15 protein-coding genes are annotated in these 16419 nt (G+C 31.2%); 6 read left to right on the forward strand and 9 right to left on the reverse strand.

The genetic code is table 11. The features are described from left to right. Positions 1–22: 22 nt before the first annotated feature. The 8 genes from valS to hisS all read right to left on the reverse strand — a co-directional run bounded on the left by valS (position 23) and on the right by hisS (position 9395). On the reverse strand, positions 23–2659 hold the full coding sequence (gene valS, locus JH146_RS04840) for a valine--tRNA ligase (RefSeq protein WP_048201942.1): 2637 nt from the start codon (positions 2657–2659) through the stop codon (positions 23–25). Positions 2660–2755: 96 nt separating this feature from the next. Next, positions 2756–3763 (reverse strand): ATP-binding protein, encoded by a 1008-nt coding sequence (locus tag JH146_RS04845; protein WP_048201943.1) that lies wholly within the window; start codon positions 3761–3763, stop codon positions 2756–2758. Between the two features lie 29 nt (positions 3764–3792). Beyond that, positions 3793–4188 carry a helix-turn-helix domain-containing protein gene (locus JH146_RS04850; protein ID WP_048201944.1) on the reverse strand — a complete coding sequence of 132 codons (396 nt, stop codon included), beginning with the start codon at positions 4186–4188 and terminating at the stop codon, positions 3793–3795. Further along, positions 4185–4829: a CBS domain-containing protein gene (locus JH146_RS04855; RefSeq protein ID WP_048201945.1), complete on the reverse strand. Its 645-nt coding sequence runs from the start codon at positions 4827–4829 to the stop codon at positions 4185–4187. The genes JH146_RS04850 and JH146_RS04855 overlap by 4 nt, the downstream gene beginning before the upstream one ends. A 66-nt stretch (positions 4830–4895) precedes the next feature. Next, complete coding sequence (gene hacA, locus JH146_RS04860) at positions 4896–6158, reverse strand: homoaconitase large subunit (RefSeq protein ID WP_048201946.1); 1263 nt, start codon at positions 6156–6158, stop codon at positions 4896–4898. A 17-nt stretch (positions 6159–6175) separates the two neighbouring features. Next, a complete protein-coding gene (gene dacZ / locus JH146_RS04865; protein WP_048201947.1) occupies positions 6176–7105 on the reverse strand; it encodes a diadenylate cyclase in 930 nt (309 codons plus the stop codon). A 141-nt stretch (positions 7106–7246) separates the two neighbouring features. Further along, positions 7247–8113, reverse strand: a complete 867-nt coding sequence (gene cofF / locus JH146_RS04870) for a coenzyme gamma-F420-2:alpha-L-glutamate ligase (protein ID WP_048201948.1) — start codon at positions 8111–8113, stop codon at positions 7247–7249. Between the two features lie 40 nt (positions 8114–8153). Further along, complete coding sequence (hisS, locus tag JH146_RS04875) at positions 8154–9395, reverse strand: histidine--tRNA ligase (RefSeq protein WP_048201949.1); 1242 nt, start codon at positions 9393–9395, stop codon at positions 8154–8156. Positions 9396–9617: 222 nt separating this feature from the next. Between hisS and thsA the strand changes: the two genes are divergently transcribed. Beyond that, positions 9618–11246 carry a thermosome subunit alpha gene (gene thsA / locus JH146_RS04880; protein ID WP_048201950.1) on the forward strand — a complete coding sequence of 543 codons (1629 nt, stop codon included), beginning with the start codon at positions 9618–9620 and terminating at the stop codon, positions 11244–11246. A 203-nt stretch (positions 11247–11449) separates the two neighbouring features. Here the strand turns inward: thsA and JH146_RS04885 are convergent, their stop codons facing one another. Continuing rightward, positions 11450–12805: a TldD/PmbA family protein gene (locus tag JH146_RS04885; RefSeq protein ID WP_048201951.1), complete on the reverse strand. Its 1356-nt coding sequence runs from the start codon at positions 12803–12805 to the stop codon at positions 11450–11452. A gap of 68 nt (positions 12806–12873) precedes the next feature. On the opposite strand from JH146_RS04885, the gene JH146_RS04890 reads away from it, so the two are divergent. The 5 genes from JH146_RS04890 (at position 12874) to JH146_RS08710 (ending at position 16229) form a co-directional block, all read left to right on the forward strand. After that, a complete protein-coding gene (locus tag JH146_RS04890; protein ID WP_236953650.1) occupies positions 12874–13542 on the forward strand; it encodes a hypothetical protein in 669 nt (222 codons plus the stop codon). Beyond that, on the forward strand, positions 13539–14258 hold the full coding sequence (locus JH146_RS04895; RefSeq protein WP_048201952.1) for a uroporphyrinogen-III synthase: 720 nt from the start codon (positions 13539–13541) through the stop codon (positions 14256–14258). The genes JH146_RS04890 and JH146_RS04895 overlap by 4 nt, the downstream gene beginning before the upstream one ends. Before the next feature lie 11 nt (positions 14259–14269). Further along, complete coding sequence (gene hypD, locus JH146_RS04900; protein WP_048201953.1) at positions 14270–15346, forward strand: hydrogenase formation protein HypD; 1077 nt, start codon at positions 14270–14272, stop codon at positions 15344–15346. 93 nt (positions 15347–15439) lie between these two features. After that, complete coding sequence (locus JH146_RS04905) at positions 15440–15835, forward strand: hypothetical protein (RefSeq protein WP_048201954.1); 396 nt, start codon at positions 15440–15442, stop codon at positions 15833–15835. Positions 15836–16058: 223 nt separating this feature from the next. Further along, positions 16059–16229, forward strand: a complete 171-nt coding sequence (locus JH146_RS08710) for a hypothetical protein (RefSeq protein ID WP_173400821.1) — start codon at positions 16059–16061, stop codon at positions 16227–16229. The last annotated feature ends 190 nt before the right edge of the window (positions 16230–16419 follow it).

The raw sequence follows: 16419 nt of genomic DNA on the forward strand, positions 1-16419 counted from the left end.
TTAGTTTATTTCATTATATTTTTTATTTTCTAATTATTGCTATTGCTAAAACTCCTTCAATGTCTACTGAATCTACTTCCTCTCCTTCACAGAATAAAGCTCTTTTGACATCTTTAATGTGTTCTTTCCTAATAACTCCATATTCTGTTTCTAAACCTTCATTAATTATCTTTTCAAGGGTTTTTTCATCAGCATTCTTAATTAAATCCATAACATACTTGGCATTCTTTTTAAACTCTGGCCCTATCTTTGATTTATCAGGGATTATTTCAACAATCTTTGATTCAAGGGTTGGTTTGCCTTTAATTATTTTGAGTTCTTCAATCTTTAATGTTCCTTTAATGTCCTCAGCTGTTTTAACTAACGCATTGTATGTCTCCTCATCTTCTGTATAAATCTCAACGTATTTTAATGGAGCATTTAAAGCCATCCCTGAATTTGCCTTAAATCTTCTAATTGAAATAACTGTATTTTTAGCTATCTCTCCAAATCTCTCAGCTTCTTCATTTATAAACTTGTTATCAACTTCTGGGAATGAGAAGTGAAGATTCTCTATTTTATAAATTTCTGCCATATAATCAGAGAAGTGTGGGGCAAATGGACAGAGTAATCTAACCAATTTGTCAATTACATAGTATAATGTCCATCTTGCTTCTTTCTTTGCCTCCTCATCGTTTCCATACAATCTGTATTTAACCATCTCTATGTAATTGTCACAGAACTCATGCCAGACAAATTTGTAAATTTCTACTATTGTGTTAAACCTATAATTCTCTAAATCTCTATCAACTCTCTCAATTAATTTCTGCAACTTACTCAAAATCCATAAATCAATTGGGTTGCTAATTTCCATTGGTTTCTTTAATTCTTCAATAATATCATCACTTATATGCATCTTAGCAAATCTACAAGCATTCCAAAACTTTCTTAAGAATCTATATCCATAATCAACCTCTTTCCATAGGAATTGAACATCATCTCCAACAACGCTATTACTTGCCCATAATCTTAAAGCATCAGCTCCATACTTAGCTATAATCTCATCTGGCTCTACAACGTTTCCTCTACTTTTACTCATCTTATGCCCATCTTCTCCAAACACCATTCCGTTTATAACAATTTCATTCCATGGCTTTTTGCCAGTTAAGGCTATTGACTTAACTATAGTATAGAAAGCCCATGTCCTAATTATATCATGCCCTTGTGGTCTTAATTGGACTGGATAGTGTTTTTCAAAGAACTTATCGTCATCTAACCACTTTGTTATAACCATTGGTGTTATTGAAGAGTCCATCCATGTATCTAAAACATCTGTTTCTGGGATTAAGTCAGTGTTTCCACATTTATCACAAACATAACCTGTTTTAGTTGGGTCTATTGGTAAATCTTCTTCTTTAGCAACAACTACATTTCCACACTTTGGACAATACCAAACGGGTATTGGTGTAGCAAAAATCCTCTGCCTACTTATAACCCAGTCCCAATCCATATCCTCAATCCAATTCAGCAGTCTAATTTTCATGTGCTCTGGAACCCATTTAATTTCATCAGCTATCTCTCTAACCTTTGGGATGAGTTTTCTAACATTAACAAACCACTGTTCAGTAACAATAATTTCAATTGGTGTTTTACATCTCCAACAAACACCAACATTCTGTTTTATTGGTTCTTGCTTAACTAAATAGCCCTCTTTCTTTAAATCCTCAATGATTATTTTTCTTGCTTCTTCTGTTTTTAACCCTTTATATTTTCCAGCAATTTCTGTTAGCTCTCCCTTCTCATCAATTGCCTTCTTAATCTCCAATTTATGCCTATTAACCCATAAAACGTCTGTCTTATCCCCAAATGTACAAACCATAACTGCTCCTGTCCCAAATTCTTTCTCTACATCCTCATCAGCCAATAACTTAACCTTATGCCCAAACAATGGAACTATAAACTCTTTTCCAATTAAATGTTTATATCTTTCATCCTCTGGATGAACTAAGATAGCAACACACGCAGCCATTAATTCAGGTCTTGTTGTTGCTATCAATAAATGCCCATCTCCATCAGCGGCTGGGAATTTTATATAGTTTAGCTTACTTTCTCTCTCTTTATACTCAACTTCAGCAAATGCAATAGCTGTTTGACATCTTGGACACCAATTTACTGGGAATTTACCCCTATAAATTAACCCATCTTTATACATCCTAACAAAGGCAGTTTGGGATTTTTTAATATACTCTGGGGTCATTGTTATATACTCTCTATCCCAATCAATAGAAATTCCTAAGGATTTTATCTGTCTTCTCATTTTTTCAATGTTTTCCTTTGTTAATTCAATACACAACTCTCTAAATTTATGCCTATCAACATCTGACTTTGTTATGCCGTGTATCTCTTCAACCTTAACCTCTGTTGGCAGTCCATGACAATCCCATCCTTGCGGGAATAAAACGTTAAATCCTTTCATTCTCTTGTATCTCGCTATTATATCCATGTAAGTCCAGTTTAAAGCATGTCCTAAGTGCAATCTACCAGTTGGATATGGTGGAGGGGTGTCTATTATATATGGAGGTTTTTTGCTCTCTTCATCAAACTTGTAGATTTTGCTTTCTTCCCACTTTTTTTGTATCTGTTTCTCAATCTCTATGTTGTAATCCTTTGGCATCTCCATTATGAATCACCATTAAAGAGGCTTTTTAATTTAATAAAAAAGTTGAGGTTTAAATAAATAACTCTAAGAATATATTTGTAAATTTTGATTATAAAATTATTTTAAGACCTCTCTAATAGCATACCATTCAATGATCGAAGTTGGCTTTATTATCCCATTTATAACATCATAAAACAATATTTCATTTTCAATTAAAAATTTGACATCATCAAAAATCTCATCTTCAAAATTATCAATACTTACCTTTATCTTATCATCAAATTTACTTAAAACTTTTAGTAAATTTTCCTTTCTATCTTTATTTGACTTTAATAAATACTTCAATCCATCTGCCTCAACATTTATCCATTGTTTTATGGTTTGTTCAACTGATAATCCCAACTTTTTGTTTTCAATTAAATCAACTATTTCATAAGGTAATGATAGATATTTTAAACAATAATTAATCTCTTCCTCACTAAAGCCCTCTTCTTTTAAGATATTTCTTATGCTCCCTTTCCTTAACCAATCAATTAGGTAATACTTAGATGCATTTTTTAAAGTTGAATTCCTATAGATTTCATCAATAAACAATGTATCAGAAGTTAGACAGATAACATGGCATAGATGTTCCATTTTTGTTAAGGATACGAATAAATTAAATAACTCATTTAATAATGATTTGTTCCCGTTAAAATAAATGTTTTTCAATTTCTGTAGCTCATCTATAATTAAGACGGGCTTCTTTCCGTCCTCAATGACAGCATTTATGCTCTCGTTTATCTTAGCAAATACATCATTCAAACATAAATTTTTAAAATCAAAGTTTTCTTCAATCCCAAACTTACAAACTCCTAAGTTAAGTTCTAATTTATTTAGTAGATATTTTTTATCAGATTTTTCAAAAAATACTCTTAAAAATTCTTCTTTGCTATAGGTAGCATATTTTCTTAGGTTGTAATAGAAAAACACTATATTGCTATCTTCCAACTCTTTTATAACTCTCCTCATTACAGTAGATTTACCGGATGATTTTGGACCATAAACGAATAAAATAGAGTTTGGTTCTAATTGGCAATAGGTTTTTAGATAGTTAAGTTCTTTTTCTCGATTATAGAATTTCATAGTTATCACCACAAAAAAGAGTGAGAATTCTATTTCTTAAACCATTCTGGATAGCCAACTATTTTATACCCACCAAAAGGCCCTGACTTACTCTCTATTTTAAAGCCAAGAGTTTTTAAATCCTTTATTCTGTTATGCACTGCTACTCTACTTTTTCTATCAATATAATCTTTTAAAAACTCTCCAGATATAAAATCAGAGTTTTTGGCAAATATTTTATTTCTCTCCAATATTTTCCTCGCCTCTTCTTCTCCAAACTTCTCTGATAATTTATTGTACAAATCATTAATTCCAATAAGAATATTTAAAAGGATAAAATGCCCAATGTCAAGCTTTATATTATTCTCATAGGCCTTTTTTAAAAATTCCCAGAAGTCATAATCTTTTTTTTCTATTATATTTTTTATCTCATCCTCTATCCTCATTTAGTCCCCCTTATCTTTGCCAATCTTCTTGCTAATGCAACCATTCCTATCTCAATAAGCCCTACAAAAAACTTTTCCAAACCTCCACAAGCCCATATTGCCTTTCCAAAGGTTGTCTTTTTAATCCTCTCTTCATACTCTCGTGGCGTTATATCTTCTCCAGTCATTCTCTTTGTCACAACCGCAGCTGCTTCCATCAACTCTTCCCAGCTTATATCCCCAATATGGTTGTGCAACTCCTTAAATATTTTATATACTGGAATTTCATATAGCTTAGCTAATGTTTTAACAATATCACAGTTTCTAACCATCCCCACAACTCTACCATCTTTTGTTAAAACTGGGATGCTAACAACCTTATATTTAACGAATTTTAAAACTACATCTCTTGCTTCATCATCTTCATATACAGTAATAACTTCTTCAGCAGGTCTCATGAACTCTGTTATTTGCTTTTTGAAATCTTTTTCTGAAACCCCCAACAACTCCAAGGTAGTTATCCAACCAACTAATTTATCTTCTTTATCAACAATTGGTGCTGAAAATCTCTTTTTCTTTTTTAATAAATTTATTGCATCTTCAACAGTCTCATCTAAATATATTTTAGCAAAATTTTTGTCCATTAGGTCTCTAACTTTCATAGTATCACAGAAAAATTTTTTGAAGATGGGCAAACACTCAAGATTTTGCATTTATTATTTATGCACTTAATCTAATTTATTAGTTATGTATCCTTTAACTGCACTTATTGCAGCAACTTTTGGGGATGCTAAATAAATATAGCTGTTTATATGCCCCATCCTTCCTTTAAAGTTTCTATTTGTTGTGGATAAACAAACCTCTCCTTCAGCTAAAACCCCTTGATGAGCCCCCAAGCAAGGCCCACAGCCAGGAGTGCAAATCATCGCTCCAGCTTTAACAAATATATCAATCAGCCCTTCTTTTAAAGCCTGCATAAAAACCTTTTTTGATGCAGGAATAATAATTAATTTGACGTCTTTATGAACTTCTCTGCCCTTTAAGTATTTAGCTGCTTCTCTTAAATCACTCAACCTTCCATTTGTGCAACTGCCTATAAAAACTTGATTTATTTCAGTTCCTTCAACCTCACTAACTGGCTTTACATTATCTGGGTGATGAGGAACTGCTATTTGCTCTTCCATATCTGTTATATCAATCTCAATTTCTTTATAATAACTCTCTTCCTCTCTATTTACTGTTATCCTCTCTTTTTTTAATTTAGCTATCTCACTATCAGAAAGCCCCCTCTCTTTCTTTAAATAGTTGTAAGTTATTTCATCAGCCTCTATAACTCCTGTCTTACCTCCCATCTCTATTGCCATATTACATAATGTCAATCTTCCATCCATATCCATGTTTTTAACAACCTCTCCACCATATTCAATAGCCATATAGGTTGCTCCTCTTCTCCCAATTTCCTTACAAACCCTTAAAACAATATCTTTAGCAGATACATTTTCATTTTTTCCAATAATATCAACCCTAATTGTTTTTGGCACTTTAATCCATGTTTCTCCTGTAGCATAGATATAAGCCATATCAGTAGCTCCAAAGCCAGTGGCAAAAGCGCCAAAAGCTCCGTGAGTGCATGTATGGCTGTCTCCACCAGCTACAAACATATTTGGTAAAACATAATTCTCAGCTAAAATTTGGTGACAAATTCCTTCTCCACCTTTATGGAAATTTTTAATATTAAACCTTCTAACAAACTCTAAAGCCAATTTTTGCATTTCAGCAGCTTTAACTGTGTTTGCTGGAACATTATGGTCGAAGGCAACAACAATCTTCTCATTATCCCAAACGCTATCACTCATTTCTTTTAAAGCTTTGTAAGCTAAAGGTGTTGTTCCGTCATGAGTCATTGCCAAATCAACTTTAACCTCTATGCTATCTCCTGCACAAACCTCATAACCAACTTTTTTTGATAATATCTTCTCCACCAATGTCACTCTACCACCTAATCATCCTAATCAAAGAATATTATATTTGCCCTTGGGTCAGTCTCAAAAACAATCTTCCCATCTTTAAATACTCTAACTACTCCTCCACTCTGAGAGACGGTTACAGCTATAGCATTTGTATTTTTTGTTATACTTGCAGCAGCTACATGTCTTGCCCCTAAACCTTTTGGTATATCGACATCTCCTTTTGTCTCTAAAAATCTCCCTGCTGAAACAACTTTTCCTTCATCAGTAATTATAAATGCTCCATCAATAGAAGATAGCTCTTTTATAGTTCCTTTTACATTTTCATCAAATATACTTGCATTGTGTCCAGCAAATGGGTTTAATATTAAAGGTTTTGACATGTTCATAACATTTAATGTATCCCCAATAACAAATATTGTCCCAACATATTCTCCTTCCCTTCCTTCTCTTCCAATTTCCATAGCTAATTTTAAAACTTCCTTTAAAGTTTTTTTCTGTTTTTCATCCAATGTCTCAAAGAGCTTATATAAAGTTAATGCCTTTACATGATCTTTTACATTAACAACCATTATTGTATCTAACTTTCCAGGAATTTTTGGTTCCCCAACCACTGCAACAATTCTATGATTTTCTTTTAATATCTTCATTTTAAGGGCATGAACAATGCCGCTACTTATTATCATACATCTATTGTCTTCCCTATGCTTAATAAACACAGGATAGATATTTTCTTCACTCTCATAAGTAATTTTTTTATAAGTTGTCTTATTTGGTGTGGCAACAATTATTTTTATATCTTTATGTATCATCTTATCAAATATCTTCAATATCTTTGAGTTGTTATCTTTTTTTAATAAGGATTTTAACAATTCATAAGATTTTCCAGTTTCAGTAAATATCATAAATGCTTCTGCCTTAATATCATAAGCTAATTCCAATCCATGCTTTATTATATACTTGGCAACCATAACTCCACCATTATGACTTTGCATATCCTACTGAAGCTTTTTGAAAAAGTTAATAAAAACTCTTAAGAGTTTTTATAGCCCAAGCTAATGCTTTGGTTTCATCAAAATTAATATATTAATAAACAATTTGGAAGACACAACTTATCGTTTCGCATATCTAACTAATGCCTCAGCTATTTTTTTGTCTGCATTTATCCCTATATTTCTAAAGCCCTTAGTTCCTGGGGATGAGTTGAGCTCTATAACATAATAACTGTCTTTTGTTGGTAATATATCTACTCCCAAAATTACTGCTTCAGATAAATCAGCACATTTTAAAGCTAACTCTTCAAGTTCTTCATCTATATTTAATTTTTCAACAGAATTTCCTAAATAAAGGTTTGTTCTAAAATCTTTACTAACTCTCCTATATCCACCTACAACCTCTCCATCAACAACTAATATTCTCATATCCTTATATAAGCCATTTTCTTTAAAATCAATAAACTCCTGTATAATCTTCCCTTCCCATATTGCATTTTTTGTAAGTTCTCTTAGCTCATCGTAATTTTTTGCCATAAATACCTTTAAACCACATTTTGAGAAGGAATTTTTTATAACTACTGGAAATTTTAAATTATATTTTTCAATAAATTTAACTGCATCCTCGTAATCCCTAATTAATGCTGTTTTTGGTGTCTTTATTTTATTTTTTGCAAGTAATTTTATACATTTGAATTTATCTGATGTAAGGTAGAGAGTTTTAATTGGGTTTATAAATTTACACCCCTCAACTTCCAATGCATTTATGAACTGCCAAGAGTAGAGTGTTAATCTATCAAAATAATCTCCTATTCCACATCTTGAGTGAATTAAGTCAGTTTCTAATTTAAAATCATAACTCATTAAAGTTTCTGGGTGTGATAATAAAAATATATCGCATTTAGCTCCTAATTTTTCAATCTCATTTTTTAAGCTCCATACACTGCAACTTTTTCCTTCTGGGGATAGTATTGTTATCTTTACCATAAACATCTCCTAAAAATATCCTAAAAATAAAATTGTAGAATTAGGGATTTGTTAATTCATCTATGCTGATTAATTTCTGCTCTCCTGTAATCATGTCCTTTAAAGTTACATTTCCTTCACTTAGCTCTTTTTCTCCTACAATAATCACTTTTTTAAAGCCCCTTGAGTTTGCATAATCCAATGCTTTTCTTAACTTTCTTCCCATAATTTCAAGTTCCACTATTTTTCCTGCCTTTCTTAACTTATCAGCTATAATTAATGATTTTTTAATTAATTCCTTATCTTTTTTTACTGGGATTATTAAAATGCTCTCTTCTTCAATATCCAAATCTTCAATATTCATCATAATTCTATCAAATCCATAGGCAAAACCAACAGCTGGTGTTGGTTCTCCTCCAAATGTCTCTATTAAATTATCATATCTTCCTCCACCACATATTTGCTTAGCTCCTTTCTTTCCATATATCTCAAATACCATTCCTGTGTAGTAATCTAAACCTCTCGCAATTCCAAGGTTTATTGTGTATTTATCATGAATAACAAATTCTAAAATCTCTTCTAAGTTATTTATTGCCTCTATAGATTTTGGAAATTCTTTTAGTATCTCTTTTAGTTCATCTAAAATCTCTTTTCCTCCTTTAAATTTTAATATATCAAATATTAGCTCCTTCTTTTCTTCCCCTAAGATTTGAATTAAGTAGGTTTCTAAGCTTTCATAATCTTCTTTATCAATCAATCTTCTTATTTTAACCTCCTCTTCCTCACTAACATTAAATTTCTCTAAAACACCTTTTAAAACTCCCAAATGCCCTATATGAACATCAAAATCTAAACCAATATTTATCAATCCATCCATCGCTAAATTCAAAACCTCAGCATCTGCCAATGGGCTTTCACAACCTATTAACTCACAGCCCATCTGCCAAAACTCTCTAAACCTCCCTGCCTGGGGTCTCTCATATCTAAAACAATTAGCGAAATAATACAACCTCAACGGCTTCTGTAAATTCTTCAATTCATTTAAATAGAATCTAACAACTGGGGATGTCATCTCTGGCCTTAAAGCCATTTCTCTTCCACCATGGTCTTTAAATACATACAACTGCTTTCTAATCTCTTCTCCTGTTTTTTTAGCTATTAACTCAAAACTTTCAAATGTTGGTGTTAATATCTCTCTATATCCATACCTCTCAAATACTTCTCTCAACTTATTTTCAATAAATCTTCTTTTTTTCATTTCTTCTGGTAAAAAATCCCTTGTTCCTCTTGGTTTTTGGAACATTTCTATCATCCTTATAATTTTTGTTAAATTAAATTTGTTAAGTAATAGTGAGGCATATATCTTATAAATCTTTGTTTCATCAATACAGTTTTATTTGATATCACAAAATTTTTATATTTATAGATATTGCTATTGAATCAACCACAAACATAACCGAAAGATTTATATAGAATTTCATTAACATATACATACCGAATAAGGTAACAGATTGAGGTGATGAGGATGGCAATGGCAGGGACACCAATAGTAGTATTACCACAAAACGTTAAGAGATACGTTGGAAGAGATGCTCAAAGAATGAACATATTAGCAGGTAGAATTATCGCTGAGACAGTTAGAACAACATTAGGTCCAAAAGGAATGGACAAAATGTTAGTTGATGAGTTAGGAGATATAGTTGTTACAAACGATGGGGTTACAATATTAAAAGAAATGAGTGTTGAGCACCCAGCTGCTAAGATGTTAATAGAAGTTGCTAAAACACAAGAGAAAGAAGTTGGAGATGGTACAACAACAGCAGTTGTTATTGCTGGGGAATTATTAAGAAAAGCTGAAGAATTATTAGACCAAAACATCCACCCATCAGTCATCATTAATGGATACGAAATGGCAAGAAACAAAGCAGTTGAAGAATTAAAAACTATAGCTAAAGAAGTAAAAGCTGACGACACAGAGATGTTAAAGAAAATTGCAATGACATCAATTACTGGTAAAGGAGCAGAGAAAGCAAGAGAACAGTTAGCTGAAATTGTTGTTGAAGCTGTTAGAGCTGTTGTTGATGAAGAAACTGGAAAAGTTGACAAAGACTTAATTAAAGTTGAGAAGAAAGAAGGAGCTCCAATTGAAGAGACCACATTAATTAGAGGAGTTGTCATTGACAAAGAGAGAGTCAACCCACAAATGCCAAAGAAAGTTGAAAATGCTAAGATTGCATTATTAAACTGCCCAATTGAAGTTAAAGAAACAGAAACAGATGCAGAAATAAGAATTACTGACCCAGCTAAGTTAATGGAGTTCATTGAGCAAGAAGAGAAAATGATTAAAGACATGGTTGAGAAAATAGCTGCTACAGGAGCTAATGTAGTATTCTGTCAGAAAGGAATTGATGACTTAGCTCAGCACTATTTAGCTAAGAAAGGAATATTAGCAGTAAGAAGAGTTAAGAAATCAGACATGGAGAAATTAGCTAAAGCTACAGGAGCAAGAATCGTCACAAACATTGATGACTTAACACCAGAAGACCTTGGAGAAGCTGGATTAGTTGAAGAGAGAAAAGTTGCTGGAGATGCAATGATATTCGTCGAGCAGTGCAAGCATCCAAAAGCTGTAACAATCTTAGCAAGAGGTTCAACAGAGCACGTTGTTGAAGAAGTTGCAAGAGCAATTGATGATGCAATTGGAGTTGTTAAGTGTGCATTAGAAGAAGGTAAGATTGTTGCTGGTGGAGGAGCAACTGAAATAGAATTAGCTAAGAGATTAAGAAAATTCGCTGAAACAGTTGCTGGAAGAGAGCAGTTAGCAGTTAAAGCATTCGCTGATGCATTAGAAGTCATTCCAAGAACATTAGCTGAGAACTCAGGATTAGACCCAATTGACATGCTCGTTAAGTTAAGAGCTGCTCACGAGAAAGAAGGCGGAGAAGTTTGTGGATTAGACGTCTTCGAAGGAGAAGTAGTCAACATGTTAGAAAAAGGAGTTGTTGAACCATTGAAAGTCAAGACACAAGCAATTGACTCAGCTACAGAAGCATCAGTCATGCTCTTAAGAATTGATGACGTCATAGCTGCTGAGAAAGTTAAAGAAGACAAAGGAGAAGGAGGAGAACCAGGAGGCGACGACAGCGAATTCTAAATCCCCTTAAATCCTAAATAAAATTTTTTATTTTTTATTTTACTTAGAATCTATAAATTTAAATGTATAGATTAAAGTTTAAATTTTAAAAAAATTAGATAAAAATTTAATAGGACTTTCGCAGGAATTAAATGTTCTATTGTATATATGATGCCTTTGGCATCAAAATTTCTTATTTGAATATATAAACTGCGAAAGTCCTATTAAGAAACAGTTGCTATTGTCCTAACACATCCTCCTCCATCACCAACTGGAACACTCTGCCCATATTTTCCACAGTAACCAACACTTAGCTCAAAGTCCTTTGTAACAGCATCAACTTTAAATAAAATATCTAAAATCTCCCCACTCAATCCAGCATCTTTTAAAATCTGAGTTAGCTCACCATTTTCAATTAAATATGCTTCAACGGCACTAAATTGGAAAAGACCTTTACCAGTATCAACCTGCCCTCCCCTTGAACCTTTCAAAAATATTCCCTCCTTTGTGTCTTCCAAAAGCTCTTCAAAACTCCAATCTCCTGGCTTTATGAAAGTGTTACTCATCCTTACAATTGGTTTATTTAATCCCTCGGCTCTACCATTCCCTGTTAGCTCAGCATCCATTCTTCCAGCTGTTTCTCTTGAATGTATATATGTTTTTAAAATTCCATTTTCAATGATAACTGTTCTTTTTCCTTCAACTCCTTCATCATCATATTTATAAGAGCCAAAGGCATCTTTAATTGTAGCGTCATCTATAACTGTAACATATTCGCTTCCAACTTCTTTATTTAATTTATCTTTAAATACACTATCATTTTGTAAAACCAAATCTGCCTCTGCCGCATGTCCTACAGCTTCATGTATAAACACTCCAGCTAATTCGGGGTCTAAGATTACCTTAAATTTACCTTTTGGGCAAGGTTTTGCTTTCAATAATCTTAAAGCCCTATTTTTTGCTTCTAAAGCTAAATTTAAATAATTATCTTTTATTTTCTCAAATCCAAAACCACCAGTTCTCTCAGCTCCATACTGCAAATTTCCATTTTCCTTAGCAACACAGTTCATATACATAATACATCTTGTTATTTTCCCTTCAATTCTTGAACCTTCACTATTCAAAAATATCTTTTTCCCAAATACATCAGAATAGCTAACAGAAATACTTTTAATCTTTTCATCCACCATATTTTTGTAGGTATCTATAATAATTTCTTTCTTTTCTTCAATATCTACATCAGTTGGCTTTATTTTTCCAACCATTATGTAATTATCAGTTATTGCTTTATAATCTTTTAATATAACCTCTTTTTCTGAATATTCATTTGAGATTTTAGCCATTTTATAAGCTTTTTCAATAAGTTTTTCAATTTCTTCTTCATTTACTATGTTTGATGTAACAAACCCCCAGCCATTTTTGTATAAAACTCTAACAGCTACACCATTTCCAAAACCTGAAGAAATTTCTTCTATTTTACCATCTTTTAAAGTTATTGAATTGCTCTCTCCAAAATTTATTCTTATATCTGCATAATCCCCAATTTCTAACAATTTTTCTATTTTTTCTAAGTTGAGCATGTTATCACCAAAATATTAGAATATCAAATTTCAAAATATTTAATTGTTATAAGATGTGAGGTGATTATATGAATTACATGAAAAAGATAGTGTTATTTTTGATAATAAATATACTACCCATAGCCATCTTAGGTTTATATTTATGTACAAATATAGGAGGAGCAGAGGACGTTAAAGAAGTTGTAGAAAACTCACCGTTCAAAGAATTTATTTATATAGACTATAAAACACTTATGATACTTAAAGACAATGCCGATATTCAAAATATTCCAGCAATATACAAAGAAACCCTAATTTTTATTAATGGTATTTATATAGGAAATCATGGAAGTATTGGCATCAAAGTGCCACTTGGATTTTTAATCAAATACATTCCAATTGGCAATTTTGAGTATTATAATGGCGTTTTAATAAAAAATCCTAATGAATTTGATTTGGGCAAAGCTGAGATAAATGATTTAATTAACACAGTTCCATCAAATTATAAAGATGTTCTTATATATAAGAAAGATTATGTAATTGGCATATACTATGATTTAAACTCAAATAAAACCTATCTTGTATACGTTTTCAAAAAATCTGATAACAGAGAAATTGATACTGAAAAGCTTAAAAATGAATTATTACAAAAAACAGATGCAGTTGATTGTAATGTAATTGACATGGGAAATGAAATTTATGTTTATCAAGAATTTAATGGAATAAATTTAAATTTAATAAGCAATGGGATATTATGAAGGTTATAATAACAAGACCTAAGGAAAGAGCTAATGTATTTGCTGAGTTATTAAAAAAAGAGGGATTTGAACCAATAATATTTCCAACTTTAGAGCTCATTTACAATAAAGATGTAAAAGTCAATTTAAATAATTACAATTGGATAGCTTTTACCTCACCAAGTGGTGTTATTGGATTGTATAATATAATAGATGAAAATCAGAGAGAAGATGTAAAAAATAAAAAAATTGCAGTCATTGGAGAAAAAACAGCAAAAACTTTTAAAAAATATTTTGGTAAAGAGCCAGATGTAGTACCAAAAGAATATACTGCAGAATCTCTTTTAGAGGAAATTAAAAAAGTTGCTAAAAGTGATGATAAATTTTTAATTCCTACAACACCATCAACAAGGGATGTTTTAAAAAATAACTTAAATGCTGATTTGTTGTTTGTGTATAAATCTATTGAGCCAGAAAATCTAAAAGAAAAGATTGAGAAATTAAAAGAAGAAATAAAGAATGAAGAATTTATTCTAACATTTACAAGTGGATTAACAGCTAAAAACTTTTTTAAATACGTTGATGATGAATTTGCCAATATTATAAAAGATAATTATATAGTGGCTATAGGTCCAATAACAGCCAAAGTTATTGAGGAATTTGGTTTTAAACCATTAATTCCTAAGATATACACAATAGAAGGAATTATAGATGTTATTAAAAATCTAAAAGGTTAAAGAGGGAAAGAATGATTAACTTAAATGATAGAGCCCTTATAAAAAAAGCTATAGATAAGATAAATAAACTTGCTGAGAAGGTTGATAATCTAAAAATTATGCATGTTTGTGGAAGTCATGAGCATACAATCTGTAAATATGGTATTAGGGAAGTATTACCAGAAAATATCTCTGTTGTTCCAGGTCCTGGCTGTCCTGTATGTGTAACAACACAAAAAGAAATTGATACTGCCATATATTTGGCTGATAATGGTTATGTTATAACAACCCTTGGTGATATGTATAGAGTGCCAGGAAGTGAAAAGAGCTTAATGGAAAAACAATCTGAAGGATGCGATGTTAGAATTGTTTATAGCATAAGTGAAGCTGTAAAAATGGCTAAAAAAGAGAAGGATAAAAAATTTGTTTTTGTGGCTATTGGTTTTGAAACTACAGCTCCAACAACAGGGGCTGAGCTTATAAGTCTAAAAAATAAAGACATAGGTAACTTTTTCATTTTAAACTGCCATAGACAAACCCCGCCAGTTATGGAGTTTTTGTTGAGTGAGGGGGTTTATTTAGATGCTTTTATCTGCCCGGGACATGTTTCAACAATTACAGGTTTAAAGCCATATTATGAACCATGCAAAAAATACAATGCCCCAATGGTTGTTGCTGGCTTTGAACCAATAGACGTTTTAATGGCAATAATCATGATTTTAAAACAAATTATCAATGGAGAGGCAAAGGTTGAGAATGAATATATGAGAGCTGTTAAACCTGAAGGAAATGTTTTAGCTCAAAAAATAATAAACGAGGTTTTTGAAAGTGTAGATATTCCTTGGAGAGGGTTTCCAGTTATTAAAAATGGTGGCTTTGGATTAAGAAAAGAATATAAGAAATTTGACATTTACGAGCATGAAGATATTCCAGAAATTAAAGAAAAAATACCAAAAGGTTGTATATGTGATAAAATTTTGAGAGGAGAGAAGCTTCCAACTGATTGTCCATTGTTTGGTAAGGTTTGCACCCCATTAAATCCAGTCGGAAGTTGTATGGTCTCGGACGAGGGAACGTGTAGAATATTTTATAAGTATAGAAGGATTTAATAATTTAATAATAAATTATTTAAATATTTGTAAGTAAAAATATTATAATGATAAGGATTAACATCTTTTATTTTTTTGAATTTAGGTGGTTAAATGAGAAACAATACTCATTTAACTTTTGAAAATGAAAGTATTGACGAGCTTCAGAATATATCTAATGATGGATGTGAGTATGGTATAAACTATTTGGAGAGATTCGTTAAGAATAAAATTAAAAAACTTAGAAAAATGAAAGATGGGATAAGTGATGAAATAGCAAATGAAATAATGACAGAATTTTATAAACGTCGTCTTAGAGTATATCTCCATAATTATGGTTTATTACCAAGATTTATGGTAAATTATGGAGAGTTGCATAAACTTGATAATTTAGAGTCTGAATTAAGGGAGGAAATTAAATTGGCAAAAGAAAGGTATAAAAAAGAAAATAGGAGGATTAATATCGAAAAATTATCGGTAAATATTAATTTTAATCTCTTTAAACTTTAATCCTATTTTTTATTTTTTTATCTATCAAAAGTTAGCTCCATACTCTTTTATATACATTTTTATACAAATTTAAATTTGTCATGATTTATCATTATAGATTAAAAACAATCTGTCATTATTTTTCATTAAAAACATTTGTCATGATTGTTCATGAGCAAAAAAGCATATATATTACTTTTTTCAATGATATAAGTGAGGACAGCAAGTAATGAAAGGTGAAACTATGAATGCAAAGATGCAATATCTACATGTGAATGATGAAGAATTTGAAGAATTAGAAAACATAAAGAAAGATTTAACAAGGTCATACACAGGTAGTGAAGTAACAAAAATTATGGGATATATATTAGCTGGATTAATCATAATATCAGCTGTTGCACCTATTTTATTTTAAATTAGCGAAAATTTACAGAATAAAAAAGAGAGTAGTTTGGACTATTTTTATAGATAAAATTGTCATGATTTATCATTACAAAATTTGATATTAAAAAACCTAATAACTAATAAGCAATTAAAATTTTTTCAGATTAATTTTTTATACATTTGTTAATATCAATTTTATTAAAAATTTTATGGTGAAGGTT

Origin of the sequence: Methanocaldococcus bathoardescens (assembly GCF_000739065.1) — an archaeon.
GTDB lineage: Archaea > AGJL01 > Methanococci > Methanococcales > Methanocaldococcaceae > Methanocaldococcus > Methanocaldococcus bathoardescens.

Coding starts and splice junctions, on each gene's coding strand:
- JH146_RS04895 (WP_048201952.1), top strand. CDS start 13,539: ATGAAGGTTATAATAACAAGACCTAAGGAAAGAGCTAATGTATTTGCT.
- JH146_RS04855 (WP_048201945.1), bottom strand. CDS start 4,829: ATGAAAGTTAGAGACCTAATGGACAAAAATTTTGCTAAAATATATTTA.
- thsA (WP_048201950.1), top strand. CDS start 9,618: ATGGCAATGGCAGGGACACCAATAGTAGTATTACCACAAAACGTTAAG.
- JH146_RS04845 (WP_048201943.1), bottom strand. CDS start 3,763: ATGAAATTCTATAATCGAGAAAAAGAACTTAACTATCTAAAAACCTAT.
- JH146_RS04905 (WP_048201954.1), top strand. CDS start 15,440: ATGAGAAACAATACTCATTTAACTTTTGAAAATGAAAGTATTGACGAG.
- hypD (WP_048201953.1), top strand. CDS start 14,270: ATGATTAACTTAAATGATAGAGCCCTTATAAAAAAAGCTATAGATAAG.
- JH146_RS04890 (WP_236953650.1), top strand. CDS start 12,874: ATGAATTACATGAAAAAGATAGTGTTATTTTTGATAATAAATATACTA.
- JH146_RS04885 (WP_048201951.1), bottom strand. CDS start 12,805: ATGCTCAACTTAGAAAAAATAGAAAAATTGTTAGAAATTGGGGATTAT.
- hisS (WP_048201949.1), bottom strand. CDS start 9,395: ATGTTCCAAAAACCAAGAGGAACAAGGGATTTTTTACCAGAAGAAATG.
- valS (WP_048201942.1), bottom strand. CDS start 2,659: ATGGAGATGCCAAAGGATTACAACATAGAGATTGAGAAACAGATACAA.
- JH146_RS08710 (WP_173400821.1), top strand. CDS start 16,059: ATGAATGCAAAGATGCAATATCTACATGTGAATGATGAAGAATTTGAA.
- JH146_RS04850 (WP_048201944.1), bottom strand. CDS start 4,188: ATGAGGATAGAGGATGAGATAAAAAATATAATAGAAAAAAAAGATTAT.
- dacZ (WP_048201947.1), bottom strand. CDS start 7,105: ATGGTTGCCAAGTATATAATAAAGCATGGATTGGAATTAGCTTATGAT.
- cofF (WP_048201948.1), bottom strand. CDS start 8,113: ATGGTAAAGATAACAATACTATCCCCAGAAGGAAAAAGTTGCAGTGTA.